The sequence below is a fragment of the Streptomyces sp. NPDC030862 genome (genome assembly GCF_055571835.1).
The window spans coordinates 154501-178804 of record NZ_JBVIEN010000002.1 but is presented as its reverse complement, the minus strand read 5'-3'; the positions used below and the strand labels follow the sequence as shown (position 1 = coordinate 178804).

The window sequence follows — 24304 nt, the reverse complement described above, 5'->3', positions numbered from 1 at the left end:
GTAGCCAGAGGAAGATAGTGCCCGGTGGGGGGGGGAGGGGGAGGGGGGGGGGGGGGGGTTTTTCTCCCCCCCCCCCCCCCCCCCCCCCCCCCCCCCCCCCACGGCGGCCCTCAGCGGCTCTGAGTGGCTCTCGGCGGCTCTCGGCGACGGTCAGTGGGGAGTCGCGCCCGTCTCCTTCGTCACCAGCGCCACCGCCTCGTCCACGTCGTCCGTCACGTGGAAGAGCATCAGGTCCCGCTCCGAGGCCTTGCCCTGCGCGATGACGGTGTTCTTCAGCCAGTCGACCAGACCGGACCAGTACGCCGTACCGAAGAGCACGATCGGGAAGCGGGTGACCTTTCTGGTCTGCACCAGGGTGAGGGCCTCGAAGAGCTCGTCCAGGGTGCCCAGGCCGCCCGGCAGGACGACGAAGCCCTGGGCGTACTTCACGAACATCGTCTTCCGCACGAAGAAGTAGCGGAAGTTGACGCCGATGTCGACGTGCGGATTCAGCCCCTGCTCGAAGGGCAGCTCGATGCCGAGTCCGACGGAGATGCCCTTCGCCTCGCGCGCGCCCTTGTTCGCGGCCTCCATCGCGCCCGGCCCGCCGCCGGTGATCACCGCGAAGCCCGCCTCCACCAGCGCCTTGCCGATCCGGACGCCCGCCTCGTACTCCGGCGAGTCCACCGGTGTGCGGGCGGAGCCGAAGACGCTGATCGCGCCCGGGAGTTCGGCGAGGGCGCCGAAGCCCTCCACGAACTCGGACTGGATGCGCATGACGCGCCACGGGTCGGTGTGCACCCACTCGGAGTCGCCCGCGGTGTCCAGCAGCCGCTGATCGGTCGTACCGGGCTGCACCTGCTCACGGCGGCGCAGCACCGGCCCCAGTCGCTGTTCCGCGAGCGCCCGCAGTCCTTCGGCCTCGGCCTCGGGGTTGCCCATGACCTGCTCCCTCCGCTGAACATCGTTTCCCGCTCAGGGTAGGGCGACGCACATGACGAATGGCGAAATTACGGTGGTCAGGCAGTGAGCCAGTCGTACAGGCGCCGCTCGCAGTGGGTGATCTTGTCGATGGCGACGTGCTCGTTCCGCTTGTGCGCGAAGAGCGGGTCGCCGGGGCCGTAGTTGACCGCGGGCACGCCCAGCGCGCTGAACCGGGCCACGTCCGTCCAGCCGAACTTGGGCCGCGCCGCGCCGCCCACGGCCTCCATGAAGGCCGCCGCGGCGGGGTGCGAGAGGCCCGGCAGCGCGCCGCCCGTGTGGTCGTCGACCACGAACTCGTCGACGCCGCAGTCCGCGAAGACCTCGCGCACGTGGGCCTCGGCCTCCTCCATGGAGCGGTCGGGCGCGTAGCGGAAGTTGACGACGACGGTGCACTCGTCGGGGATCACGTTCGTCGCGACGCCGCCCTCGATGCCGACGGCGTTGAGCCCCTCGCGGTACTCCAGCCCGTCGATCACCGGCCGCCTCGGCTCGTACGCGGCCAGCCTGGCCAGGACGGGGGCCGCGGCGTGGATGGCGTTGGAGCCCATCCAGGAGCGCGCGGAGTGGGCGCGCTCGCCGCTCATCCGCAGGTGGACCCGGAGGGTGCCCTGGCAGCCGCCCTCGACCTCGCCGTCGGAGGGCTCCAGCAGGATCGCGAAGTCGCCCGCCAGCCACTCGGGGTGTGCGGCGGCCACATGCCCGAGGCCGTTCAGATGGGCGGCGACCTCTTCGTTGTCGTAGAAGACGAACGTCAGGTCGCGGTTGGGCTCCGGCACGGTCGCCGCGATGCGCAGCTGGACGGCGACGCCCGACTTCATGTCCGAGGTGCCGCAGCCCCACAGGATGCCGTTCTCGTCCAGGCGCGAGGGGACGTTGTCGGCGATCGGCACGGTGTCGATGTGCCCGGCCAGGACGACGCGCTCGGGGCGGCCCAGGTTCGTACGGGCGACGACGTTGTTGCCGTACCGGTCGACCGTCAGGTGCGGAAGGGTCCGCAGCGCCTGTTCGATCGCGTCGGCGAGGGGCTTCTCGGTGCCGCTGACGGAGGGGAAGTCGACGAGCGCGGCGGTGAGCGCCGGACCGTCCAGGGTCAGGTCGAGGGTGGCTGCGGAGGCGGTCGCGGGCATGGTCTCGGACATGGTGACGAGCCTATCCCGGCCTCCAGTACGGTGGGCTCGTGTCCGAGTCCCCCCGCCCCCGCAACCCCAGGATCGCCCGCACCGCCGTCGCGTTCGCCGTACTGCTGGCGCTCGCCGGGTACGTGGTGGCGCAGTACATGACGACGGGCAAGGGCGGCCCGCAGTGCACGGTGGGCACCGGCTCGCACACGTACCGGCTCACCCCCGAGCAGGCGTCGAACGCCGCGACGATCTCCGCCGTCGGCACCACGCGCGGGATGCCGGAGCGCGCGGTCACGATCGCGCTGGCGACCGCCCTGCAGGAGTCGGCGCTGCGCAACATCCGGCACGGCGACCGGGACTCGATCGGCCTGTTCCAGCAGCGCCCGTCGCAGGGCTGGGGCACCGTGGAGCAGATCATGGACCCGGTCTTCTCGGCGAGCCGGTTCTACGAGCGCCTCGCCGAGGTCCCGGGGTACTCCCGCCTGCCACTGACGGTCGCCGCGCAGCGCGTGCAGCGCAGCGGGTTCCCGCAGGCGTACGCGAAGCACGAGCCGGACGCCGCGCTGCTGGCCGCCGCGCTGACCGGGCGGTCGGCGGCGTCGCTGACCTGTACGCCGGGCAGCGCCGTACCTGAGGCGGGCGATCCGGCGAAGGTGCGCGCGGAGTTGGTGCGGTCGTTCGGCGAGGAGGTGCTGCCGAAGGCCGGGGGCGCGGCCTCCTCGGAGATCGCCCTGCCGGTGGCGGCGCTGGTGGAGTCCGCCGGGCCGGAAGGCACGGCCGCGGGCGGGGACGACGGTGCCGGGGGCTCGCGGCGCGGCTGGGAGCTGGCGCAATGGGCGGTGGCGCAGGCGGACGCGCTGGGGATCGCGGAGGTGTCGTACGCCGGCCGCGTATGGAGCGTGGAGCGGTCGGCCGAGGGCTGGCGGGCGGCTGACGATTCCCCCGAGCCGGGCGATGCACACACCGGCGAAGTCCGAATCCGGGTCGCACAGTAGCGCTGGAATTCACTCTCCCGAATTACTCGGCGGCTTGCCCCCGCATCTTTTTCCGCCGGCCTCGCGCCGCACCTCGCGGATCCCTGTCCTTTTCCTTGCGGCGCCTGGGAAGTGACGGTTCTGCGCAGGGTTCCGCCCTGTCGCCTCTACACCTCACTTTGCCCGTTTTTGCGTGAAGCAGATAATGCGATGCATTACCAACTCTTTACCTTGGGTCACCGCAACCTCCCCCGCCCTCCGACCGGTTGTCACAGCGTCCGATCGTCGGACAGACAACGACCTCTCCCGTCGAAGGAGCATCATGTCCCTCCCCCTGACCCGTCGGATCGCCCGTGCCGCGCTGCTGATCGCAGCGGGCGCAGCTCCCGTGGTCGGTGCGGCCGGCTCCGCAAACGCCGTGGATCTGCCCCAGGCCACCGACCTCGGCGGCGTCTCCAGCCTCGACACCGCTTCGGCCTCCGACACCGTGGGCGGCGCCTCCCGCGGCGCCACCGACCTGGCCGGCGAGGCCGGCGGCTCGGCGGTGAAGAAGTCCGTGCCGGCCGTCGGCGACACCGTCGCCAAGACGGGCGAGACCACGACGCCCGCTGCCCAGCAGGCCGTCGGCGACGCCGCGGGCAACGCCGGTGACCTCGTCGGCGGCGCCGCCTCCGCCGCCCCGACCGACGCGCTCGGCGGCGGCCTGCCGGCGGCCCCGCAGCTCCCGGCCGGCGGGCTGCCGGCGCTCGGCTGACGCCGCCGCGTACCGGCACACGCACCACGAAGGGCCCGAGGAGCGGATGCGTCGCTCCCCGGGCCCTTCGGCGTGCACGCGGGCCGGTCGGGCGGGCGTCAGCCCAGCCGCTTCACCGCGGCCTCGATCCGCTCGTCCGTGGCCGTGAACGCCACCCGCACGAACCGCTCTCCCGCCTCGCCGTAGAAGTCCCCCGGCGCCACCAGGATCCCCGACTCCGCCAGGTACGCCACGGTCTCCCAGCACGGCTCGTCGCGCGTCGCCCACAGGTACAGGCTCGCCTCGCTGTGCTCGATCCGGAAGCCGTGCGACTCCAGGGCCCCGCGCAGCGCCGCGCGCCGCGCCGCGTACCGGGCGCGCTGCTCCGCCACATGGGCGTCGTCGCCGAGCGCCACGACCGTCGCCGCCTGCACCGGAGCGGGCGTGATCATGCCGCCGTGCTTGCGGATCTGCAGCAGCTCGCCGAGGACGGCCTCGTCGCCCGCGAGGAACGCGGCGCGGTAGCCGGCCAGGTTGGAGCGCTTGGAGAGCGAGTGGACGGCGACGATGCCCTCGTACGAACCGCCGCAGACGTCCGGGTGCAGTACGGAGACGGGGTCGGCCTCCCAGCCGAGCTCCAGGTAGCACTCGTCGCTGAAGAGCAGCACGCCGTGCTCGCGCGCCCACGCGACGATCCGCACCAGCTCGTCCTTGGCGAGCACGCGGCCCGTCGGGTTGGACGGCGAGTTCAGCCACAGCAGCTTGAGGCCCAGCCCCGCCGGGTCGAGCTCCGTCGGGTCGTCGTACACGACCGGGGTCGCGCCGCACAGCCGCGCGCCGACCTCGTACGTCGGGTACGCGAGCCGCGGGTAGGCGACCGCGTCACCCGCGCCCAGCCCCAGCTGGGTGGGCAGCCAGGCCACCAGCTCCTTGGAGCCGACCACCGGCAGCACGTTGGTGTGCGCGAGCCCGCGCCCGCCCAGGCGCCGCTCGCACCAGCCGGTGATCGCGTCGCGCAGCTCGGGCGTCCCCCACACCATCGGATAGCCCGGCGAGTCGGCGGCGCCGGCCAGGGCACGCCGGATCAGCTCGGGGACGGGGTCGACCGGCGTGCCGACGGACAGGTCCACGATGCCGTCCGGGTGGGCGGCGGCCGTCTTCTTGTACGGCTCGAGCTTGTCCCACGGGAAAACGGGCAGACGCGAAGAGACGCGCGAGGAGGCGGGGGACACGGTGCGGGCTCTCTTTCTCTACGTACGGCTTCTCTGCGTACGGCTTCTGTGCGTACGGGTACGGGTACGGCGACCACGGCCACACCCGTACGGCCAAACACGTCGGTCCCGTACAGCGGGCGAAGCCGTACGGGACCGAGGGCGCGCCGTCAGCCGTTAGGGTTGGCCGGAAGCGCGGCGATGAAGGGGTGGTCGCGCTCGATCAGGCCGAGCTTGGAGGCACCACCCGGCGAGCCCAGGTCGTCGAAGAACTCGACGTTCGCCTTGTAGTAGTCCTTCCACTCCTCCGGGGTGTCGTCCTCGTAGAAGATCGCCTCGACCGGGCAGACCGGCTCACAAGCACCACAGTCGACGCATTCGTCCGGGTGGATGTACAAGGACCGCTGGCCCTCGTAGATGCAGTCGACGGGGCACTCCTCGATGCACGCCTTGTCCTTCACGTCGACACAAGGCTGTGCGATGACGTAGGTCACGCTGTCGTTCCTCCTTGGTAGGGCTCTGGCTTGCGCGGGAGCGCGGCGTCGTCGATGCCCGCACCTAGTATCTCCGTTCTTGGTAACGATCCGAACATGAGGGGCGCGCGGAGCTGTGGAATTCACTGCTGGCGGACGGCTGGAGGTCCGCATCACCCCGGCTGACGTGGGGAAACGCGTCTCCGTCCGCCGGTTGGGCGACCCCGGTGCGGGCCGGGAGACGTTCACCGACACGGTCGGCGTTCTCACATCATGGGACAAGGGTGTGCTGCTGATCACACGCCGGACCGGTGAGACCGTCCGCATCCCGGAATCCACGCTGGTCGCGGGCAAGGTGGTCCCCGCGGCGCCGGCCCGCCGCCGCGGCCCCGCCGCCGACTTCCAGGAGCTCGCGCCGGTGCTGGCGCGCGCCTGGCCGCCGGTGGAGAGCGAGCCGCTCGGCGCGTGGACGCTGAGGGCGGCGGTCGGGGAGGTGCCGCCCGAAGGGCGTCCGGGAGGGGTGGCGGCCGGGCGACGGTCGGGCTTCACCCGGCGGGCCAACTCGGCGCTGCCGCTCGGTGATCCCGGCATACCCCTGGACGAGGCGCTCGCGCGGGTGCGCTCCTGGTACGAGGAGCGGGGCCTGCCGCCGTACATCCAGGCCGCGACCGGGGCGGAGGGCACGCAGGAGCGGCTGTGCGCGGCGCTGGAGGAGCGGGGCTGGCGGCGCGAGGTGACCGCGGAGGTGCGGATCGGGGCGCTCGCGCCGGTCGCGGACCTGGTGGAGCCGGCCGGCGTCGTCCTGTCCCGGGAGCTCGACGAGGCGTGGCTGCGACGGTACAACCGGTCCGGGGTGCCGGGGCCGCACGTGCTGAAGGTGCTGGCCGGCGGGCCGTCGGTGTGGTTCGCCTCCGTACCGGACCCGGAGGGCGGCGAGGTGCCGGCCGCGATCGGGCGGTGCGTCGTCGACGGGCGGTGGGCCGGCTTCGCGGCGGTCGAGGTGGACCCGGCGTACCGGCGCCGGGGGCTGGCCACGGCGGTCATGGCGGCGCTGGCGCGCCGCGCGCTGGAGGAGGGCGCGTCGGCGGCCTGGCTCCAGGTGGAGGAGGACAACGGCGGTGCCCGCGCGCTGTACGACGGGATGGGCTTCGCCCTCCACCACCGCTACCACCACTTCCGGTCCCCCGAATCGGGTACGTGACCGGTATGCAACACACGAGCGAATGGCAGCGCCGGTTCGCCGAGGCGGCCCGCGAGGAACGGCCGGACCTGGCGACGCTGTGCCTGCTGGTGGGCGCGGAGGCCGACGCGGAGCTGGGCGAGGCCGGGATCGACGCCGCCGAGATCGAGCTGGACCGGCTGGCCGGGCTGGTGCCGTACGGCCTGCGCGAGCCGCGCGACTGGGCCGCCGCGCTCGCCGAACTGCTCGGTGAGCGGTGCGGCTTCCACGGCACGCCCGGCGACTACGAGCGTCTGGAGTCGTCGCTGCTGCACGAGGTGCTGCGGCGCCGCCGGGGCCTGCCGATCCTGCTGTCCGTCGTCTGGATCGAGGTGGCGCGGCGGGCGGGCGCGCCGGTGCACGGCGTCGCGCTGCCGGGCCACTTCGTCGTGGGCTTCGGCGGACCGGACGAGCGGGTCCTGGTGGACCCGTTCGACCGGGGCCGGCTGCTGACCGGTACGGACGTGGAGCTGCTGGTGGCGGGCGCGACCGGCGAGCCGCTGCGCCCGTCGATGCTGCGCCCCGCCGACCCGCTGGACGTCGTGCTGCGGATCCTCAACAACATCCGCGCCTGGGCGGCCGCCCGGCCCGAGTGCTCGCACGTGGCGCTGTGGGCGGTCGAGCTGTCCCTGCTGCTGCCGACCCATCCGGCGCGGCTGCGGTACGAGCGCGCCCAGCTGCTCATCCAGCGGGGCGACTTCGTCGCGGGTGCGGCGGAGATGGACGCGTACGCGGAGGTGGTGGCGGGGGTCGAGCCGGTGGCGGCGGGGAAGATCCGGGACCTGGCGCGGGCGGCGCGGGCGATGCTGAACTGACCGCCGTCCCGTCGGGCCCTAGTCGCGGTCGACGTGCTCGCGCAGGATCCGGCCGTTCGCCGCGTCGACGTCGTACGTCGTCTTGTACCAGTCCTTGGTGGTGACGACGTCGACGGACCAGATGAGGCGGTTGGCGTCGTCCTCGTCCAGCTGGACCGCGGTCACGGTGCCCTTCTTCTTGTCGGTGGCGGTCTTCACGGCCTGCTGCGGGGTCCGCCCGGCCCGGCCCAGCCGGTCGGTGAGCTCGCGCTTGTCGTCGGCGTCCTGGCCGGGCTCGACCTGGGAGCGGGTCACCTTGCCGGTGACGGCGTCGATGTGGAGGGTGCGTACGGTGCCGTCGGTGCCGGCGACCTTGGCGACCCACTCGGGCGCGCCGGGTGTGGGGCTGGTGCCGGGGCTCGGGCTCGCGGGGGTCGGCGTGGCGGGGCTCGGGTTGAACGGGTTGGCGGTGTCCCCGGGGCTGGGCGAGCCGGGGCTGGGGCTCGCGGCGGTCACGCGCTTGAGCTCGATCTCCACGAGCTTGCCCCGCGGCACCTCGCCGACCGCCGTGGCGGCCGCCTTGTCCCAGCCGACCTTGGCCGCCGGGACGAGGGCCTTGCGCTCGGCCTGGTCCTGGGTGAGGCGCGGGCTCGGCGTCGCGTGCGTGGGGGTGGGCGCGGCGGCGCCGGCCCGGGTCACCTCTTCGGCCCCGCAGGCGGTGACCAGCGCGGCGGAACCGGCGAGGGCGCACACGGCGGCGATGGCACGGACACGGAGGGTGCGGTTCGTCACGCTCATGTGGCCACCCGTACCGCCGGGGCGGGGCCGCCATGCGGAGGGAGCGGAAGCCAACCCGATCGGCCGAAGCCGTCACCGGGCCCGCGTCCGTGTGGTCGGGGCTCCGGTGACGGCTGGGGCTTCGCCCGTTACGGGCAGCTGATGCGGGTGTCGCCGGGGTCGGTGGTGCAGGTGTCGGAGTTGGGGCCTCCGTTGGCGGTGTCGTTGCCGGAGACGCTGTCGGTGGTGGTGAGGCGGTCGTTGCCGTAGTTGCCGAGCAGCGTGTCGCGGCCCGGGCCGCCGTTGAGGGTGTCGTTCTGGTTGCCGCCGTCCATCCAGTCGTCGCCGTGGTTGCCGTAGACGGTGTCGTAGCCGTTGCCGGAGCGGATGGTGTCGTTGCCGCCGAGGCCGCAGATGACGTCGTTGCCGCTGGTGCCGTAGAGGGTGTTGGCGGCGCTGGTGCCGATGATCGTGCAGCCGCGGGAGTTGTTCACGCTGGTGGTCGCCGTGGCGGTGTTGTTGCCGAGGTCGGGGTCGTCGGGTTCGGTGGTGGCGTCGACCGTGGCGGTGTCGGTCAGGGTGCCGGTGGACCGCGGTTCGGCCACCACCGTGACCGTGGCGCTCGTGCCGGGGGCCAGGGTCCCCAGCGTGCACTCGGCGCGGGTGGCCGTCGGGAGGGTGCAGCTGCCCTGGGGGGAGGTCGCCGACACCAGGGTCGCGCCGGCCCCGGTGAGGGTGTCGGTCAGGGTGACGCCGGTCGCCGGCGCGGTGGAGCTGCCGGAGTTGGTGACCGTCACGGTGTAGGTGGCCCGGTCGCCCAGGCTGACGGTGCCGGTGCCGGACTTGGTGACGGAGAGGTCCACGCGGGTGGGCGGCGGGGGCGGGGGCGGTACGTCGCCCCCGCCGCCGAGGTAGCGGGCGAGCGCGAAGTCGGCGTTCGGCCCGCCGCGGCCGGCGGCGACGATCCGGCCGTCGGGCTGCAGCGCCACCGCGTAGGCGGCGTCGGCGCCGCCGAAGTCGGTGGTGACCCTGCCGCCGGTGCCGAACCCGGTGTCCGGGCTGCCGTCCGGGTTGTAGCGGGCCACCAGGAAGTTCCCGTTCGTGAAGCCGACGACGACGATCCGGCCGTCGGGCTGCGCCGCCACGTCGTAGGCCTGGACGCCGGAGGTGAGCACCCTGCCGCCGTTGCCGAAGCCGGGGTCGAGGTCGCCGTCGGAGTCGTAACGGGCCATGGCCGTGCTGCCGTCGCTGGTGCCCACGGCGACGATGCCGCCGTCGGGCTGCAGCGCCACCCCGTGGGCGAACTCCGCCTGGCCGAAGTCGGTGGTCACGGTCCCGCACAGGAGGGCGCAGTCGCCGAACCCGGGGTCGAGGGCGCCACCCGGGAGGTAGCGGGCCACGAGGAAGTCGAAGGAGATGTCCAGCCCGATGTACCCGGCGATGACGATCCGGCCGTCCGGGTACAGCACCAGGTCCTGGGCCGTGGCCCCGACCTGTGAGCCGAAGTCGGTGATGACCGTACCGTCGCCGCCGAAGCCCGGGTCGGGGGTGCCGTCCGGCAGGTAGCGTACGAGCGCGACGCGGCCGCCGGTCGATCCCGCGGCGACGATCCGGCCGTCGAGCTGCACGCCCACGGCGGTGGCGTCGTCCGCGCCGCCGGAGCCGAAGTCGGCGATCACGACGCCGCCGTCCCCGAAGCCGGTGTCGAGGGTGCCGTCCGGGTGGTAGCGGACCACCGTGAACCAGCAGCAGCCGCCCTGTTCGAGGTTCTCGGTGCGTCCGACGACGACGATCTTGTCGTCGGGTGCCACCGCCACCGCGTTGGCGGCGTCGCCACCGCCGCCGGAGACGTCGGTGACCACCCGGCCGCCGTCCCCGAAGCCGGTGTCCAGACTGCCGTCCGGGCGGTAGCGGGCCAGCGCGAAGTTGCCCGCGCCGTCCGACATGTCGGTGCCCACGGCGACGATCCCGCCGTCGGACTGCAGCGCCACGCCGACGGCCTCCTCCTCGCCGCCGAAGTCGGTGAGGACCCTGCCGTCGCCGCTGAACGTGGGATCGAGGTCGCCCGGCGCGGCCAGCGCGCTCTCGGGCACGGCCAGCACGAGGGCGAGGGCCGCGGCGATCGCGGCCCCCATGCGTGCGAGGCGCCGGGGCCGGCGGTCTCTCGCGGCTCGTCCCGGCGCTCTTCGTGGAGGGGAAACCATCGTGGACATGCGGACCTCTCTGCCTGCCTGTCGTCGTGACCGGCCAAAGCTTCGGACCACCGCCACGGCGGCGCCTCAACGGCTCGCGACGCTGCGCTCGTTGGACGCGGGGATCCACTCGCGCGAGTGAGGGACTCCCCCAGCCCGCGGGCGAGTTGATCGGCTCCTCGGGCACATGAAACGCTCTTCGCATAAGCATTCAGTGGACCGAACCGCCCACTCTCGGGGAGGCGTTCGGGCCTGTCGCGGCCGACCTGCCCGAGAAGAGACGATGACGCACCCTTCCCTCGCCCGGCTCACCGCTCTCGTGCCTCCCCCCTCGACCCGCCGGAGCCCCGACTGGGCGCCTGTCGAGGCCGCACTCGGCAGTCCGCTGCCCGACGACTACAAGCGGATCATCGAGACGTACGGCGGCGGGGTCTTCGACGAGACCATCTGGGTGCTCGAGCCGGGCTGCTCCGACGAGGACTACGACCTCCTCGCCCAGGCCGATGCATGCCATGACGCACTGGCCAGGCTCTGGTCCCTCGGCGAGCCCCAGCCCGCCGCACTCCAGGCCGAGGGCGCACGGGTGATCCCCTGGGCCTACGTCGAGGGCGCCGGCCACTACCTGTACTGGCTCGCCGGGCCGGGGCAGGAGCCCGCGGAGTGGACGGTGCTGCTCAACGAAGGGCGAGGGCCGGAGTGGGAGCACCACGCCCTGACGTACGCCGGCTTCCTGGTGGGGGTGCTGACGGGCGAGGTCGCGTCCTGCTACGTCGGCGACCTGGCGGACGGGCCTCACACGTTCACGCCGAACGCCGACATCCTGTGAGAGCGCCCCTCGCGCCGCGAAGACGCAGCGAGCCCCCGCCCGATCCGGGCGGGGGCTCTTCCGCGTACGTGAGGGTCAGCCCTCGCCGTCGAGGTCGATCTCCTCCGTGCGCTCCGCCGGGGTCTTGCCCAGCAGGGCCGTCTGGAGGGCGTGGGCGACGTCGTCGGCGGAGACCTGGTGCTGCTTGCCGTCCGCCTTGGTGATCATGACGCCGTCGAAGACCCCGTCCAGCAGGTCGTTGATCGCCTTCTTGTCGTAGACCTCGACCAGGCGGCCGTTGACCGGCTTCATGGAGAGGATCTTCGGCAGCGAGCGGCCCGGGCCGAACTGGATCTGCTTGCCGCCCGCCTTGATCGTGACGAGGCCGGACATCGCCGGCTTGGCGAACTCGTTCATCGCCCGGTCCAGTTCGGCCTGGGTGATCGTCGGCTGCTTGGTGGTGACGGGGAGCTCGACGACGTTCTCCTTGCCCGTCTCGACCTGGGCACGGTACGCGTCGCGCACCGAGATCATCGAGCGCGCGACGTCGAGCGACTTGCCGGCCTTGCCCGGGACCGCGACGGGCTTGTTCGGCTGGAAGGTGATCGTGCCCTCGGTGGCCGAGCCGGAGGCGCCCGCCAGGTCGGTCAGGGCGACGCCGAGCTTCTCCTCGTCGACCGGGAACACCGGCTGGGCCGCGCGCTCGGCGCCGAAGAGGGAGCCGATGACGGAGACGGGGTTGTAGTCGCTGCCCGCGGCCGCGCGGACCGTCTCCTCGGCGTCCAGGGAGAGGCCCGCCTTGTCCGGGGCCAGCTCCTCCTTCTCGCCTCCCACGGACAGCTGGAGCGGGGCGGTGGCGCGCTTGCCGAAGGCGGCTTCCATCTTCTGGACCGCCTCCTCCTTCGTACCGCCGCCGATGTCGACGCCGAGGACCGTGGTGCCCTTCGGGACCTCGGCGTGGTTGAGGAGCAGGCCGGCGCCGTACGCCACACCGGCCAGGCCCACGACGCCCGCGCCGAGCAGGACCAGCTTGGAGCGGCCCTTCTTCTTCGGGACCGGGGCGGCCGCGGGGGCCGGCCGCGCGGGCGCCGGGGCGGCGGCGGGCTCGGCGGTGGCGTGGGGCGCGGCCACCTGGGCCGGGCCCGTCACCGGGAACGGCGAGGGGGACGGGGACGGGGCGCCGTGGTCGGCGGGGATCACCGGGAGGCCGCTGGTCAGCGTGTCCCCGGAGACGTGCCCGCCCGGCGGCGGACCCACCGGACCCGGAGCCGGAGCAACCGGACCCGGCGCCGGGGCGTAGGCGTGCTCCGCGGGCTCGGGGGCCGGCTTCTGCGGTGTCAGTACGGCGGTGTCGTCCGACATGCGCGGGACGGTGTTCATGGAGCCGGTCGCCGGGCCGGTGGTCGGCCCGCTGGGGCCGCCGCCCTGGCCGGGGCCTCGCCCTGGGCCGTACGCCGGCGCGTCCACCGTTCCCACGAGGTCCCGGAGGGCCGACGCGGGCGCCTCGGGTGCGGGCGCCTGAGGCGCGGGGGCGGCGGGCTCGGGGGCGGGCGCGGGGGGCTTGCGCGGGGCGAACCAGTCGCTCGCCGGCTTGTCCTGCGCCGGAGCCTGTCCCTGCGTCTGGCCCTGCGCCTGGCCCTGTGACGGGACCTGTGCCTGCGCCTGGCCCTGCGACGGGGCCTGGGAGCGCGCCTGCGGCGCGTCCCCGGCGGGCTCCGGCGCCGCCGCGTCCGCCGGGGTCCCGGCCCCGGCGTCCGCCTCGCTCATCGGCTTGCGCATGACGACCGGCGGGATCGGCCGCGAACCCGGGATGTTGATCCGGATGCGCGTCGTCAGCGTGGTTTCGGTCCTGGGCTCGTCCGGCTCCGCGACGGCCCGGGCCGCCTCCTCCGGAGCGTCGTACTGGCGCGATCCGTACGGCGGTGTACCCGAGGGGTACGCGGCTCCGCCGCGCCCCTGGGGGCCGGAGGACGAACTGTCAGTTTCACGACTCAAAGCAGGTTCTCCCGGTTGGCTCCGCCGCCCGCACTCACACCCGCGGGCGCCCGGCGGCGCGCACCACCATACTGGCCGCCGCCGGGACGTACCCCGTGGCCGGGAGAACCGGAACGGTCATTCCGGACGAAGTCCGGCGGGTCCGGGCACGTCACACGCCAAGTCGGCCGCTCGGGCCGCCCGATGGCGGCACCCGCACCATGGTGGCGCAGATCACAGCGACCGCCATCCCGCCCAGCAGGTAGACCAGCTCGACGACGCCGCCCGCGAAGGCCCCGTCGCCCTCCGGGCGGCCGCGGCTCAGCAGCAGGACGGCGACGAGCCAACCGGCCCCGGCCGCCCCCACGCCCACCGGGGTGCCGGTGAGGCGCAGGGCGCCGTAGAAGAGGCCGGCGGTGCCCGCCAGCGCGAGCAGCAACCCGCCCGGTACCCAGGCGCCTTGGACCAGCGAGCCCGCGACGCCCACCAGGAAGCCGAGGACGGCGAGGCCTGCGTACGAGGCGGCGCGTGCGGCGCTCACGCCCCGGTCCCTTCCGCGTGCCCCGCGCGCCCAGGGAGCGCTGCAAGCCCCGAGAGCCCCGCGAACAGGTCGCGTTCCCGCTCCCCGGCGGGCGCGCCGGAGCGGCCCTGCACCAACTGGTAGTACTCCGTGGTGAAGAGGGGTTGGCCCAGCTTGTTCGACAGCGCGAAGAACGCGCCTTCCACGGTGATTTGCGTGGCGTGCGCCCGCATCGCGGCCGCCTTCCGCTCCGCGTACGCGCTTCCGTCGATCTCCGCCGTGACGAGGGCGTCGTCGAGCCTGTCGTCCACGAGACCGGGTACGTCCTCGACCGCCGCCACCTCCGGGAAGGCGCCGGCCGCGCGCAGCCGTGCGAAGCCCTCCTCGGCGACCGCCCGCGGCACCCGGTTCCAGTAGATCTTGGCGATCTCGTGGGGGTCGCCGAGGTCGCGCCGGTAGGCGGGTTCGGCGGCGAGTTCGGCCGCGCGCATGGCGACGCGGTGGGCCTGGATGTGGTCGGGGTGGCCGTAGCCGCCGTCGGGGTCGTACGTGATGAGCACCTGAGGCCGTACGGAGCGGATGACCTCGACCAGGTACGGCGCGGCGTCGTCCACGTCCGTGTGCCAGAAGGCGCCGTCGCGGTGGTTCTGCGGGGCGCCCATCATCCCGGAGTCGCGGAAGCGGCCGGGTCCGCCCAGGAAGCGGTGGTCGGTGACGCCGAGCTCCTTCATCGCGGCGGCCAGTTCGCCGACGCGATGAGGGCCCAGCCGGTCCTCCCGGTCGGGTGCGAGATGGGCGAGGCCGGGCGGGATGACCTCGCCCTCCTCGCCCTGTGTGCAGGTCACCAGGGTGACCTGGGCTCCCTCGGCCGCGTACTTGGCCATCGTGGCGCCGTTGTTGATCGACTCGTCGTCGGGGTGCGCGTGCACCAGGAGCAGACGACGGGAGGGCAGTTCCGTCATACGGACACCCTAGAACTTGATCCCGCCGATCATGCCCGCCACGTTGGTGGTCAGCTCACTGATGGTGGGCGCGATGGAGGAGCTCGCCAGGTAGAAGCCGAGCAGCATGCAGACGGCCGCGTGCCCGCCCTTCAGCCCCGACTTCTTGATCAGCAGGAAGACGACGATCGCCAGCAGCACAACCACCGAAATCGAGAGTGCCACGGCGGTTCACCTCCATAGATATTCACGTCGGACCGGGCAGCGCGCATGTGCCGGAGGGTACATACCCATCTGGCCGTACGGATCATAACTATCCGATCTCACGCATCGATCGGTGCACGGCAGCACATGGGGGCGCACGACCGCTAGTTTCGGACGCATGACCTCCAGGCAACAGACCTCAAGGCAACAGCTTTCGTTCCCCCGTCAGTACGCCAGGACCCAGCGCTTCACCCTCGGCGCACCCCGGGCGTTCACCGTCTCACCCGACGGTCACCGGGTCGTCTTCCTCCGCTCCCCCGACTCCACCCACCGCGCCCACCAGCTGTGGCTGCTCGACCTCGAGGGCGAGCCGCGCGAGCGCCTCGCCGCCGACCCGGAGGCGCTGCTCGGCGGCGCCGAGGAGCAGTTGCCGCCGGAGGAGCGGGCGCGCCGCGAGCGCAGCCGGGAGGGTGCGGGCGGCATCGTCGGCTACGCGGTGGACGGCGCGGTGGAGTTGGCGGCGTTCGCGCTGTCCGGACGCCTGTTCGCGGCGGAGCTGCGCGCCGGGACGGCGCGCGAACTGACCGCGCGCGGGCCGGTGATCGACCCGCGCCCCTCCCCCGACGGCCGGCACATCGCGTACGTGGCGCAGGGCGCGCTGCGGGTGACCGGCGCGGACGGGGAGGGCGACCGGGCCCTGGCGGAACCGGAGGACGCGCACGTCACCTACGGGCTCGCGGAGTTCGTCGCGGCCGAGGAGATGGGCCGCTCGCGCGGTTTCTGGTGGGCGCCGGAGTCGGACCGCCTGCTGGTCGCGCGGGTCGACGACAGCGACGTACAGCGCTGGTGGATCTCGGACCCGGCGCATCCGGAGCGGCGGCCGGCCGAGGTGGCCTATCCGGCGGCGGGCACGGCCAACGCCGACGTACGGCTGTGCTTTTTCGGGCTGGACGGGTCCCGTACGGAGGTGGAGTGGGACCGGGCGCGCTACCCGTACCTGGCGCGGGTGCACTGGTCGTCGGCGGGGGCTCCGCTGCTGCTGGTGCAGGCGCGGGACCAGCGGACGCAGGCGTACCTGGCGGTGGACACGGTCTCCGGGGCGACGCGGACGGTGCACGTGGACGAGGACCCGGTGTGGCTGGAGCTGCTGCCGGGGGTTCCCGCCTGGGCTCCGGACGGCCGGCTGGTGCGGATCGCGGACGAGGCGGGGGCCCGGGTGCTGGCGGTCGGCGACCGCGCGCTGACCGGGGCGCAGACGCAGCTGCGGGCCGTGCTGGACGTCGGCGACAACGATGTACTCGTCCAGGCGTCGGCGGGCGAGGAGGCGCCCGGGCCGGATCCGGAAATTGGCGAGATTCATGTGTACCGGGTCAATGAACTCGGCGTCGAAAGACTGTCCGAGGGCGCGGGGGTGCACTCGGCGGTCCGGTGCGGCGCGGTGACGGTCCTGGCGTCGTCGCGGCCCGGCGCGCCGGGGCAGACCGTGCGGGTGCTGCGCGACGGCAAGCCGGTGGCGGAGATCGCGTCGTACGCCGAGACGCCGGTGCTGTCGCCGCGCCTGACGCTCACCGAGTCGGGCCCGCACCGCATCCCGTGCGCCGTGCTGCTGCCGCGCGGGTACGAGGAGGGCGACGGGCCGCTGCCGGTGCTCCTGGACCCGTACGGCGGGCCGCACGGGCAGCGGGTGCTGGCCGCGCACAACGCGCACCTGACGTCGCAGTGGTTCGCCGACCAGGGGTTCGCGGTGATCGTGGCGGACGGGCGGGGCGCGCCGGGGCGCTCGCCCGCCTGGGAGAAGGCGGTCAAGGACCGGCTGACGCTGACGGTGGACGACCAGGTGGAGGCGTTGCACGGGCTGGCGGACCGCTTCCCGCTGGACCTGGACCGGGTGGCGATCCGGGGCTGGTCGTTCGGCGGCCTGCTGGCCGGTCTCGCCGTGCTGCGGCGGCCGGACGTGTTCCACGCGGGCGTGGTGGGGGCGCCGGTGACCGACCAGCGCCTGTACGACACGCACTACACCGAGCGGTACCTCGGGATGCCGCAGGAGGCACCGGAGGTGTACGAGGCGAACTCGCTGGTGGGCGACGACGGTCTGGTGGCGCCGCAGGAGCCGGCCAGGCCGATGATGATCATCCATGGTCTGGTGGACGACAATGTGGTGATGGCCCATACGCTCCGGCTGTCGTCGGCGCTGCTGGCGGCGGGCCGGCCCCATGAGGTGCTGCCGCTCACGGGCGTGACGCACATGACGCCGCAGGAGCAGGTGGCCGAAAACCTGCTGCTGCTCCAGGTGGACTTCCTGAAGCGGTCGCTGAACCTGGCCTGAGAAGGCGACCGGCCGGGGCGAGATCACTGCGCCCCGGCCGGTCCACGGCACCCGCACGGCCGTACGTTCTCCAGGCTGGCGTGTCCGTATATCGGAGCGAAGTCCGCGCCGTTACCCGGCTGTTAAGCCCTGAACGGCCGTCAGGCGCGTGGCCCCGGCGCCACCACCCGCCTCTCCTCCGCGAAGTGGCAGGCCGAGTCGTGCCGCGCCGGGCCCTCCCGGTGCGCCAGCGGCACCGGCACGGCCAGCGGCGGCACCTCCACGGCGCAGGTGTCGCGCGCCTTCCAGCAGCGGGTGCGGAAGCGGCACCCGGAGGGAGGGTCGGCGGGGGACGGCACATCACCCGTGAGCAGGATCCGCTCACCCCGCGACGCCCGCGCCGCCGGGTCGGGCACCGGCACCGCCGACAGCAGGGCCTGGGTGTACGGGTGCGTGGGGTGGTCGTAGATCTCGGTGTCGGTGCCGGTCTCGACGATCCTGCCGAGGTACATCACGCCGACCCGGTCGGAGATGTGCCGCACGATCGACAGGTCGTGCGCGATGAAGACGTAGCTCAGGCCGAACTCGTCCTGGAGGCGCTCCAGCAGGTTGATCACCTGCGCCTGTACGGAGACGTCGAGGGCGGACACCGGTTCGTCGGCCACGATGACCTCGGGGCGCAGGGCGAGGCCGCGCGCGATGCCGATGCGCTGGCGCTGGCCGCCGGAGAACTGGTGGGGGTAGCGGTTGATGTACTCGGGGTTGAGGCCGACGACGTCGAGCAGTTCGCGCACCCGGCGGCGCCGGTCGCCCTTCGGTGCGGCCTCGGGGTGGATCTCGTACGGCTCGCCGACGATGTCGCCGACCGTCATGCGCGGGTTGAGGGAGGTGTACGGGTCCTGGAACACCATCTGGATGTTGCGGCGCACGGCCTTGAGGGCGCGGCCGGAGAGCCGGGTGATGTCCTCGCCCTTGTACAGGATCCGCCCGGCCGTGGGCCGTTCGAGGCTGACGAGCATCCGGGCGAGGGTGGACTTGCCGCAGCCGGACTCCCCCACGATGCCGAGCGTCTCCCCCGCGTCCAGCGTGAAGTCGACGCCGTCGACGGCCTTGACGGCGCCGGTCTGCTTCTTGAACAGGACGCCCCGGGTGAGGGGGTAGTGCTTGACGAGCCCGCGCACCTCAAGAATCGGCGGCATGGAGGGTCTCCTTCCAGAAGTGGCAGGCGCTGCCCCGCTCGTCGGACACCTCGTGGAGCGGCGGTTCGTCGATGCGGCACACGTCGCGGGCGCGCGGGCAGCGCGGGTGGAAGGGGCAGCCGGGCGGGATGTCCAGCAGGCTCGGCGGCAGGCCCTTGATGGCGTACAGCTCCCTGCCCTTGTCGGTCAGGCGCGGGATCGAGTCGAGCAGCCCGGCGGTGTAGGGGTGGGCGGGGGCCCGGTAGAGGTCGTGGACGGGCGCGGTCTCGACGATCCGGCCCGCGTACATGACGGCGATCCGGTCGGCGACGTCGGCGACGACGCCGAGGTCGTGGGTGATGAGGATCAGTCCCATGCCGAGGTCGCGCCGCAGCTCGGCGAGGAGCTCCATGATCTGGGCCTGGACGGTGACGTCCAGGGCGGTGGTGGGCTCGTCGGCGATGATGAGGGCCGGTTCCAGCGCCATCGCCATGGCGATCATGATGCGCTGGCGCATGCCGCCGCTGAACTGGTGCGGGTACTGCCCGACCCGCTCGCGGGCCGCCGGGATGCGGACCCGGTCCATCAGCTCGACGGCCTTGGCGCGGGCGTCGCGCCTGGACATGCCCCGGTGGACGACGAACATCTCGCCGAGCTGGTCGCCCACGGTGAGCACCGGGTTGAGCGCCGACAGGGCGTCCTGGAAGACCATCGCCATCTCGGCGCCGCGGATCCGGCGCCGGGCGTCCTCCTTGAGGGTGAGCAGGTCGCGGCCCTTGAAGAGGATCTCGCCGCCCGTGATCCGGGCCGGCGGCGTGTCGAGGATGCCCATGACGGCCTGCGCGGTGACGGACTTGCCGGAGCCCGACTCACCGAGCACGGCGAGGGTCTCGCCGGCGTCGACCGCGTACGAGACGCCGTTGACGGCCTTGGCGATCCCGTCGCGGGTACGGAACTCCACGCGCAGGTCGCGTACCTCCAGCAGGGTGTCGGACATGGCGGCGGCTCCTGGGGATCAGCGCAGCTTCGGGTCGAGGGCGTCGCGCACGGCGTCGCCGAGCATGATGAAGGCGAGCACGGTGAGGGACAGGGCTCCGGCCGGCCAGAGCAGCATGTGCGGGGCGTTGCGGATCTGCGGGGCGGCGTTCGAGATGTCGATGCCCCAGGAGACGGTCGGCGGGCGCAGGCCGACGCCCAGGAAGGACAGCGTGGCCTCCAGGGCGATGTACGTGCCCAGCGCGATGGTCGCCACGACGATGACGGGCGCGACGGCGTTGGGAGCGACATGGCGCAGCAGCATGCGTCCGCTGCCCGCGCCGAGCGCCCGCGCGGCCTGGACGTAGTCGTGCTCCCTGGCGGTGATGACGGCGCCGCGGGCGATGCGGGCGACCTGGGGCCAGCCGAGCAGCACGATGAAGCCGACCACGGGCCACACGGTGGAGCTGGTGACGACGGAGAGGAACACCAGGCCGCCGAGGACGACGGGGATGCCGAAGAACACGTCGGCGGTGCGCGACAGCAGCGCGTCCGACCAGCCGCCGAAGAAGCCGGCGAGCCCGCCGAGCAGGCTGCCCAGCAGCGCGGCGCCGAGGGTGGCGCACACGCCGACGGTGATGGAGGCGCGCGCGCCGTACACCGTACGGGTGTAGACGTCGCAGCCCTGGGTGTCGTACCCGAACGGGTGACCCGGCGCCGGGCCCTGCTGTGACTTGGACAGGTCGCACCGCAGCGGGTCGCCGGAGGTGAGGATCTGCGGCCAGAGGGCGATCAGGACGAGGAAGACGATGAGGAGGGCGGAGACGACGAAGACGGGGTTGCGGCGCAGCTGGTGCCAGGCGTCGCTCCACAGGGAGCGGGGGCGGCGGTCGTCGGCCCCGAGCGTGCCGGCCTCGGCGACGGCGAGGTCCATGGCGCCGCCCGCGCCGGTCGGGGCGACGGCGTCGAACCGGTCGCGTGCGGGTTCAGGCATAACGGATCCTCGGGTCCAGGACCGCGTACAGCAGGTCGACGAGCAGGTTCGCCACCAGGAAGACGATGACCAGGATCGTCACGAAGCCGACGACCGTGGGCGCGTTGTTGCGGAGGATGCCCTGGTAGAGCTGGTAGCCGACGCCGTGGATGTTGAAGATCCGCTCGGTGACGATGGCACCGCCCATGAGCGAGCCGATGTCGGCGCCGATGAAGGTGACGACGGGGATGAGCGAGTTGCGCAGCACGTGCCGGGTGATGACCCGGTGGCGGGGCAGGCCCTTGGCGATGGCGGTGCGGACGTAGTCGGCGCGGATGTTCTCGGCGATGGACGTACGGCTCAGGCGGGTGACGTACGCCAGGGACACCAGCGCCAGCACGGTGCCGGGCAGGAGCAGTTCGTCGAAGCGGGCGTCCGGGGAGACCGAGGGGCGCACCCAGCCCCACTGCACGCCGAGGAGGTACTGGAGGAGGTAGCCGGAGACGAAGGTGGGGACGGAGATCACCACGAGCGTGAGGACGAGCAGGCCGGTGTCGAGGGGGCGGCCGCGCTTGAGGCCGCTGACGACGCCGAGGGTGATGCCGATGAGGACCTCGATGACGATGGCGACGAGGGTGAGGCGGAGGGTGACGGGGAAGGCGGAGGCCATCAGTTCGGTGACGCGGCGGCCGTTGAAGGCGGTGCCGAAGTCGCCGCGGAAGATCTGGCCCATGTAGAGCAGGTACTGCTTCCACAGGGGTTCGTCGAGGTGGAGTTCCGCGCGGATGCGGGCGGCGGTGGCGGGGTCGGGTTCGCGGTCGCCGAAGAGCGCGGCGACCGGGTCGCCGAGGGCGTACACCATGAAGAAGATGAGGAAGGTGCTGCCGATGAACACCGGGATCATCTGGAGCAGCCGCCGGATCACATAGCGTCCCATGGGAGCTCCGGTCGTCGTCGGGCGCGGTTCGGGCGGAATGCTCGCGCGGGCGTCAGCTGACCTTGATCCGGTCGTAGACCGGGACGCTGAACTGGTTCAGGGCCACGTCGGACAGGCGCTCGGAGTAGCCGGCGCTGCCGTTCTGGTACCAGAGCGGGATGACCGGCATCTGCTCGGCGAGGATCCGCTCGGCGGCCTGGAAGTCCTTGACCGCCTGGGCCTGGTCGGTCGTGCGGTTGGCCTTGTCGACGAGCGCGTCGAACCGCTGGTCGCTGAACTTGCCGTGGTTGGCGGAGCCGCCGGTGTAGTACAGCGGCTGGAGGAAGTTCTGGATGAGCGGGTAGTCGGCCTGCCAGCCGGAGCGGAAGGGGCCGGACATCCGGAAGGTCGTGGTGCGGTTGCGGTAGTCGGCGAAGGTGCCGACGGGGTCGACGGTGCAGACGGGCCCCTTGTCCAGCGCGTTGTTGACGCTGTTGCAGACGGCGTCCATCCAGGCGCGGTGCGAGCCGGTGTCGACGTTGGAGGTGAGCGTCAGCCGTCCGCCGGGCAGGCCGCCGCCCTCCTCGATGAGCTTCTTGGCCCGGGCCGGGTCGTACGCGCACGTGTCGCCGCACAGCTGCGTGTGGCCGCCCTCGCGGCCGAGGGCCGGGGAGGTCCAGTCCTTCGCGGGCGTGCGCGTGCCCTGGTAGATCTGCCGGGTGATCTCGTCGCGGTTGATGGCCATGGACAGGCCGCGGCGGACCTTCTCCATGCCGGGCTTGGCCCACTCCGGCCGGTACATCGGGAAGGCGAGGGTCTGGAGGATGAGGGCGGGCTGGTTGATGTAGCGGTCGCCGAGGTCGTTCGCGGCGTTCTTCAACTGCTGCGCGGGGACGTCGTCGACGAGGTCGAGGTTGCCCGCCATCAGGTCGGTGTAGGCGGTGTTGTTGTCGGTGTAGACGACGAGGTCCACGCCGCCGTTGCGCGCCTTGTCGGGGCCCCGGTAGCCGTCCCAGCGGCGCAGCTTCATGGCGGAGCCCTTCTGGTACGACTCCACGGCGTAGGGGCCGTTGCCGACCGGCTTGTCCAGCCAGCCGTCGTGGTCGGTGAAGAAGGCGCGGGGCAGCGGGACGAACGCGTGGTAGCCGAGGGTCTCGGGCCAGCTGGAGAAGGTGTCCTTGAGCGTCACGGTGAAGGTGCGGTCGTCCTTGACGACCAGTCCGCTCATCGTCTTGGCCCGGGGGGCGCCGGAGGTGGGGTGGACGTCGTCGTAGCCGGCGATGTCGCTGAAGAAGGGCGCGTTGTTCTGCTTGTTGTCGATGTGCGCCGCGTAGTTCCAGGCGTCGACGAAGGAGCGGGCGGTGACGGGTTCGCCGTTGCTGAAGGTCCAGCCGGGCTTGAGGGTGATGGTGAAGTTCTTCGAGTCGGTCGTCTCGATCTTCTCGGCCACCAGGTCGCGCGCCTCGCCGGTCTCGGGGTCGTACCGCTTGAGACCGCGGAAGACCATGTCGAGGACCTTGCCGCCCTGGACCTCGTTGGTGTTGGCCGGCTCGATGGGGTTCTGCGGGTCGCCCCAGGAGGAGCGCACGATCCCGTCGGCGCCACCGCCGGCGGCGCCTCCGCCGCAGGCGGTCGCCGCGAGGGCGACGGCCACGGCGCATGCGGCCGACCTGACGTGCGTGGCTCCGCGCATGGGGTGCCTCCCGTGGGGGGTCGTCGGTCCCCGGGCCTCCGTCCTCGGTCCCGGCCTGGACCCACATACCACCGCATACCGGGCGGGCCCGCACGCCCATCGCGTCCGCAGGAGTGGCGGGGGCACGCGAAGGGCCCCGTCCCGCCGCGGGTGCGGCGGTGCGGGTCCCTCGGGTGCGTACGGCGCCGGAGTGCGGCGCTGCGCCGTGGCGCTACACCGTCTTCTTCGGCGTCGCCTCCGCCTCCAGGGCGGCCAGCGCCGGGTCGAGGACGATGTCCTCGCCGCGCGCCTCGGTCGTCGGCTCCTCCGGGAAGTGGCACGCCGTCAGGTGGCCGTCGCGGTTGCCCTCCACCTGGACGAGCGGCGGCTCCTCGCTCGCACAGATGTCCTGCGCCTTCCAGCACCGCGTACGGAAGCGGCAGCCGGACGGCGGCATGATCGGGGACGGCACGTCGCCGTAGAGGCGGATGCGCTCCCGGCGCTCGGTGTCGAGGTCCGCCTCCGGCACCGCCGACAGCAGGGCGTGCGTGTACGGGTGGCGCGGGCGGTTGTAGAGCGAGTCGCGGTCCGCGACCTCCACCACCTTGCCCAGGTACATCACGGCCACGCGCTCGGAGAAGTGGCGTACGACGGCGAGGTCGTGCGCGATGAACACGAACGCGATGCCCATGTCCCGCTGCAGGTCCTGGAGCAGGTTGACGACCTGCGCCTGGATCGAGACGTCCAGCGCGGAGACCGGCTCGTCCGCGACGATCAGCTTCGGCTCCAGGGCGAGCGCCCGGGCCACGCCGATGCGCTGGCGCTGGCCGCCGGAGAACTCGTGCGGGAAGCGGTTGTAGTGCTCGGGGTTGAGCCCGACGATCTCCAGCAGCTCCCGGACGCGCTTCTCACGGCCGCCGGGCGGGTTGATGCCGTTGATCTCCATCGGCCCGGAGATGATCGTGCCGACGGTCTGCCGCGGGTTCAGCGACGCGTACGGGTCCTGGAAGATCATCTGGATCTCGGACCGGATCGGCGCCAGCTGCTTGCGCTTGGCGTACGTGATGTCCTGGCCGCGGTAGGTGATGGTGCCGCCGGTCGGCTCCAGCAGGCGGGTGAGGAGCCTGCCGGTGGTCGACTTGCCGCAGCCCGACTCGCCGACCAGGCCCAGGCTCTCGCCGGGGTAGACGGTCAGGTCCACGCCGTCGACGGCCTGGACCGCGCCCACCTTCCGCTTGATGGGGAAGCCCCCCATGATCGGAAAGTGCTTGGTCAGTCCTTTGGTCACCAGCAGCGGCTCGGCCGAGGACCGGTCGCGCTGCTGCGGCACCGCTTCGCCGGCGGCCTTGGTGGTGTTGTTCTCGCTCATGGTCTTTAGCCCCAG

22 protein-coding genes are annotated in these 24304 nt (G+C 72.8%); 6 read left to right on the top strand and 16 right to left on the bottom strand.

What is annotated here, in order from left to right; translation table 11 throughout:
* Positions 1-150: 150 nt before the first annotated feature.
* Positions 151-921 carry an LOG family protein gene (locus ACZ42X_RS05065; protein WP_468284436.1) on the bottom strand — a complete coding sequence of 257 codons (771 nt, stop codon included), beginning with the start codon at positions 919-921 and terminating at the stop codon, positions 151-153.
* Between the two features lie 77 nt (positions 922-998).
* Entirely contained in the window at positions 999-2102 is a 1104-nt protein-coding gene (dapE, locus tag ACZ42X_RS05060; RefSeq protein WP_468284434.1) for a succinyl-diaminopimelate desuccinylase, read from the bottom strand.
* A gap of 38 nt (positions 2103-2140) precedes the next feature.
* Between dapE and ACZ42X_RS05055 the strand changes: the two genes are divergently transcribed.
* Positions 2141-3079 carry a VldE C-terminal domain-containing protein gene (locus ACZ42X_RS05055; RefSeq protein WP_468284432.1) on the top strand — a complete coding sequence of 313 codons (939 nt, stop codon included), beginning with the start codon at positions 2141-2143 and terminating at the stop codon, positions 3077-3079.
* Positions 3080-3380: 301 nt separating this feature from the next.
* Complete coding sequence (locus ACZ42X_RS05050) at positions 3381-3812, top strand: ATP-binding protein (protein ID WP_361419628.1); 432 nt, start codon at positions 3381-3383, stop codon at positions 3810-3812.
* 98 nt (positions 3813-3910) lie between these two features.
* Here the strand turns inward: ACZ42X_RS05050 and dapC are convergent, their stop codons facing one another.
* Positions 3911-5023 carry a succinyldiaminopimelate transaminase gene (gene dapC, locus ACZ42X_RS05045; protein WP_468284430.1) on the bottom strand — a complete coding sequence of 371 codons (1113 nt, stop codon included), beginning with the start codon at positions 5021-5023 and terminating at the stop codon, positions 3911-3913.
* Positions 5024-5172: 149 nt separating this feature from the next.
* Entirely contained in the window at positions 5173-5496 is a 324-nt protein-coding gene (gene fdxA, locus ACZ42X_RS05040; protein ID WP_361419634.1) for a ferredoxin, read from the bottom strand.
* A gap of 115 nt (positions 5497-5611) precedes the next feature.
* Here fdxA and ACZ42X_RS05035 point away from each other — a divergent pair, with 115 nt between their 5' ends.
* Together ACZ42X_RS05035 and ACZ42X_RS05030 are read left to right on the top strand one after the other, a co-directional pair.
* Positions 5612-6676, top strand: coding sequence for a GNAT family N-acetyltransferase (locus ACZ42X_RS05035; RefSeq protein WP_468284428.1), 1065 nt, complete (start codon positions 5612-5614; stop codon positions 6674-6676).
* A gap of 5 nt (positions 6677-6681) precedes the next feature.
* The gene (locus tag ACZ42X_RS05030; RefSeq protein WP_468284426.1) at positions 6682-7509 is read left to right on the top strand and encodes a transglutaminase family protein; all 828 of its coding nucleotides are present in this window, start codon (positions 6682-6684) and stop codon (positions 7507-7509) included.
* Positions 7510-7527: 18 nt separating this feature from the next.
* On the opposite strand, the gene ACZ42X_RS05025 is transcribed toward ACZ42X_RS05030, so the two are convergent.
* Both ACZ42X_RS05025 and ACZ42X_RS05020 read right to left on the bottom strand, forming a co-directional pair.
* Positions 7528-8286: a PepSY domain-containing protein gene (locus ACZ42X_RS05025; protein ID WP_468284424.1), complete on the bottom strand. Its 759-nt coding sequence runs from the start codon at positions 8284-8286 to the stop codon at positions 7528-7530.
* A gap of 128 nt (positions 8287-8414) precedes the next feature.
* Positions 8415-10400 carry a CARDB domain-containing protein gene (locus ACZ42X_RS05020; RefSeq protein WP_468284422.1) on the bottom strand — a complete coding sequence of 662 codons (1986 nt, stop codon included), beginning with the start codon at positions 10398-10400 and terminating at the stop codon, positions 8415-8417.
* A gap of 340 nt (positions 10401-10740) precedes the next feature.
* Between ACZ42X_RS05020 and ACZ42X_RS05015 the strand changes: the two genes are divergently transcribed.
* Entirely contained in the window at positions 10741-11283 is a 543-nt protein-coding gene (locus ACZ42X_RS05015) for an SMI1/KNR4 family protein (RefSeq protein ID WP_468284420.1), read from the top strand.
* Positions 11284-11358: 75 nt separating this feature from the next.
* Here ACZ42X_RS05015 and ACZ42X_RS05010 read toward each other — a convergent pair whose 3' ends face one another.
* The 4 genes from ACZ42X_RS05010 to ACZ42X_RS04995 all read right to left on the bottom strand — a co-directional run bounded on the left by ACZ42X_RS05010 (position 11359) and on the right by ACZ42X_RS04995 (position 14922).
* Positions 11359-13257: a peptidoglycan binding domain-containing protein gene (locus tag ACZ42X_RS05010; RefSeq protein ID WP_468284418.1), complete on the bottom strand. Its 1899-nt coding sequence runs from the start codon at positions 13255-13257 to the stop codon at positions 11359-11361.
* A gap of 151 nt (positions 13258-13408) precedes the next feature.
* The gene (locus ACZ42X_RS05005; RefSeq protein WP_468284416.1) at positions 13409-13777 is read right to left on the bottom strand and encodes a DUF6113 family protein; all 369 of its coding nucleotides are present in this window, start codon (positions 13775-13777) and stop codon (positions 13409-13411) included.
* Positions 13774-14718, bottom strand: a complete 945-nt coding sequence (gene mshB / locus ACZ42X_RS05000; RefSeq protein WP_468284414.1) for an N-acetyl-1-D-myo-inositol-2-amino-2-deoxy-alpha-D-glucopyranoside deacetylase — start codon at positions 14716-14718, stop codon at positions 13774-13776. The genes ACZ42X_RS05005 and mshB overlap by 4 nt, the downstream gene beginning before the upstream one ends.
* A gap of 9 nt (positions 14719-14727) precedes the next feature.
* Positions 14728-14922, bottom strand: coding sequence for a hypothetical protein (locus tag ACZ42X_RS04995; protein ID WP_355364084.1), 195 nt, complete (start codon positions 14920-14922; stop codon positions 14728-14730).
* A gap of 157 nt (positions 14923-15079) precedes the next feature.
* On the opposite strand from ACZ42X_RS04995, the gene ACZ42X_RS04990 reads away from it, so the two are divergent.
* On the top strand, positions 15080-17227 hold the full coding sequence (locus ACZ42X_RS04990) for a prolyl oligopeptidase family serine peptidase (protein WP_468284411.1): 2148 nt from the start codon (positions 15080-15082) through the stop codon (positions 17225-17227).
* Positions 17228-17367: 140 nt separating this feature from the next.
* On the opposite strand, the gene ACZ42X_RS04985 is transcribed toward ACZ42X_RS04990, so the two are convergent.
* The 6 genes from ACZ42X_RS04985 to ACZ42X_RS04960 form a co-directional block, all read right to left on the bottom strand.
* A complete protein-coding gene (locus tag ACZ42X_RS04985) occupies positions 17368-18405 on the bottom strand; it encodes an ABC transporter ATP-binding protein (RefSeq protein WP_468284409.1) in 1038 nt (345 codons plus the stop codon).
* Positions 18389-19381: an ABC transporter ATP-binding protein gene (locus ACZ42X_RS04980; RefSeq protein ID WP_361419664.1), complete on the bottom strand. Its 993-nt coding sequence runs from the start codon at positions 19379-19381 to the stop codon at positions 18389-18391. Before ACZ42X_RS04980 ends, ACZ42X_RS04985 begins: the two co-directional genes overlap by 17 nt.
* 18 nt (positions 19382-19399) lie before the next feature.
* Positions 19400-20353: an ABC transporter permease gene (locus ACZ42X_RS04975; RefSeq protein ID WP_468284407.1), complete on the bottom strand. Its 954-nt coding sequence runs from the start codon at positions 20351-20353 to the stop codon at positions 19400-19402.
* Positions 20346-21269 (bottom strand): ABC transporter permease, encoded by a 924-nt coding sequence (locus ACZ42X_RS04970; RefSeq protein WP_361419670.1) that lies wholly within the window; start codon positions 21267-21269, stop codon positions 20346-20348. Before ACZ42X_RS04970 ends, ACZ42X_RS04975 begins: the two co-directional genes overlap by 8 nt.
* Positions 21270-21321: 52 nt before the next feature.
* Positions 21322-22941, bottom strand: coding sequence for a peptide ABC transporter substrate-binding protein (locus ACZ42X_RS04965; protein WP_468284405.1), 1620 nt, complete (start codon positions 22939-22941; stop codon positions 21322-21324).
* 211 nt (positions 22942-23152) lie between these two features.
* On the bottom strand, positions 23153-24289 hold the full coding sequence (locus ACZ42X_RS04960; protein ID WP_468284403.1) for an ABC transporter ATP-binding protein: 1137 nt from the start codon (positions 24287-24289) through the stop codon (positions 23153-23155).
* Positions 24290-24304: the final 15 nt, after the last annotated feature.

Excerpts from the sequence above, each read along its gene's own strand:
- ACZ42X_RS05065 (WP_468284436.1), bottom strand. The coding sequence starts at position 921 with ATGGGCAACCCCGAGGCCGAGGCCGAAGGACTGCGGGCGCTCGCGGAA.
- dapE (WP_468284434.1), bottom strand. The coding sequence starts at position 2,102 with ATGTCCGAGACCATGCCCGCGACCGCCTCCGCAGCCACCCTCGACCTG.
- ACZ42X_RS05050 (WP_361419628.1), top strand. The coding sequence starts at position 3,381 with ATGTCCCTCCCCCTGACCCGTCGGATCGCCCGTGCCGCGCTGCTGATC.
- ACZ42X_RS05030 (WP_468284426.1), top strand. The coding sequence starts at position 6,682 with ATGCAACACACGAGCGAATGGCAGCGCCGGTTCGCCGAGGCGGCCCGC.
- ACZ42X_RS05025 (WP_468284424.1), bottom strand. The coding sequence starts at position 8,286 with ATGAGCGTGACGAACCGCACCCTCCGTGTCCGTGCCATCGCCGCCGTG.
- ACZ42X_RS05020 (WP_468284422.1), bottom strand. The coding sequence starts at position 10,400 with ATGGGGGCCGCGATCGCCGCGGCCCTCGCCCTCGTGCTGGCCGTGCCC.
- ACZ42X_RS05015 (WP_468284420.1), top strand. The coding sequence starts at position 10,741 with ATGACGCACCCTTCCCTCGCCCGGCTCACCGCTCTCGTGCCTCCCCCC.
- mshB (WP_468284414.1), bottom strand. The coding sequence starts at position 14,718 with ATGACGGAACTGCCCTCCCGTCGTCTGCTCCTGGTGCACGCGCACCCC.
- ACZ42X_RS04990 (WP_468284411.1), top strand. The coding sequence starts at position 15,080 with ATGACCTCCAGGCAACAGACCTCAAGGCAACAGCTTTCGTTCCCCCGT.
- ACZ42X_RS04985 (WP_468284409.1), bottom strand. The coding sequence starts at position 18,405 with ATGCCGCCGATTCTTGAGGTGCGCGGGCTCGTCAAGCACTACCCCCTC.
- ACZ42X_RS04980 (WP_361419664.1), bottom strand. The coding sequence starts at position 19,381 with ATGTCCGACACCCTGCTGGAGGTACGCGACCTGCGCGTGGAGTTCCGT.
- ACZ42X_RS04975 (WP_468284407.1), bottom strand. The coding sequence starts at position 20,353 with ATGCCTGAACCCGCACGCGACCGGTTCGACGCCGTCGCCCCGACCGGC.
- ACZ42X_RS04970 (WP_361419670.1), bottom strand. The coding sequence starts at position 21,269 with ATGGGACGCTATGTGATCCGGCGGCTGCTCCAGATGATCCCGGTGTTC.
- ACZ42X_RS04965 (WP_468284405.1), bottom strand. The coding sequence starts at position 22,941 with ATGCGCGGAGCCACGCACGTCAGGTCGGCCGCATGCGCCGTGGCCGTC.
- ACZ42X_RS04960 (WP_468284403.1), bottom strand. The coding sequence starts at position 24,289 with ATGAGCGAGAACAACACCACCAAGGCCGCCGGCGAAGCGGTGCCGCAG.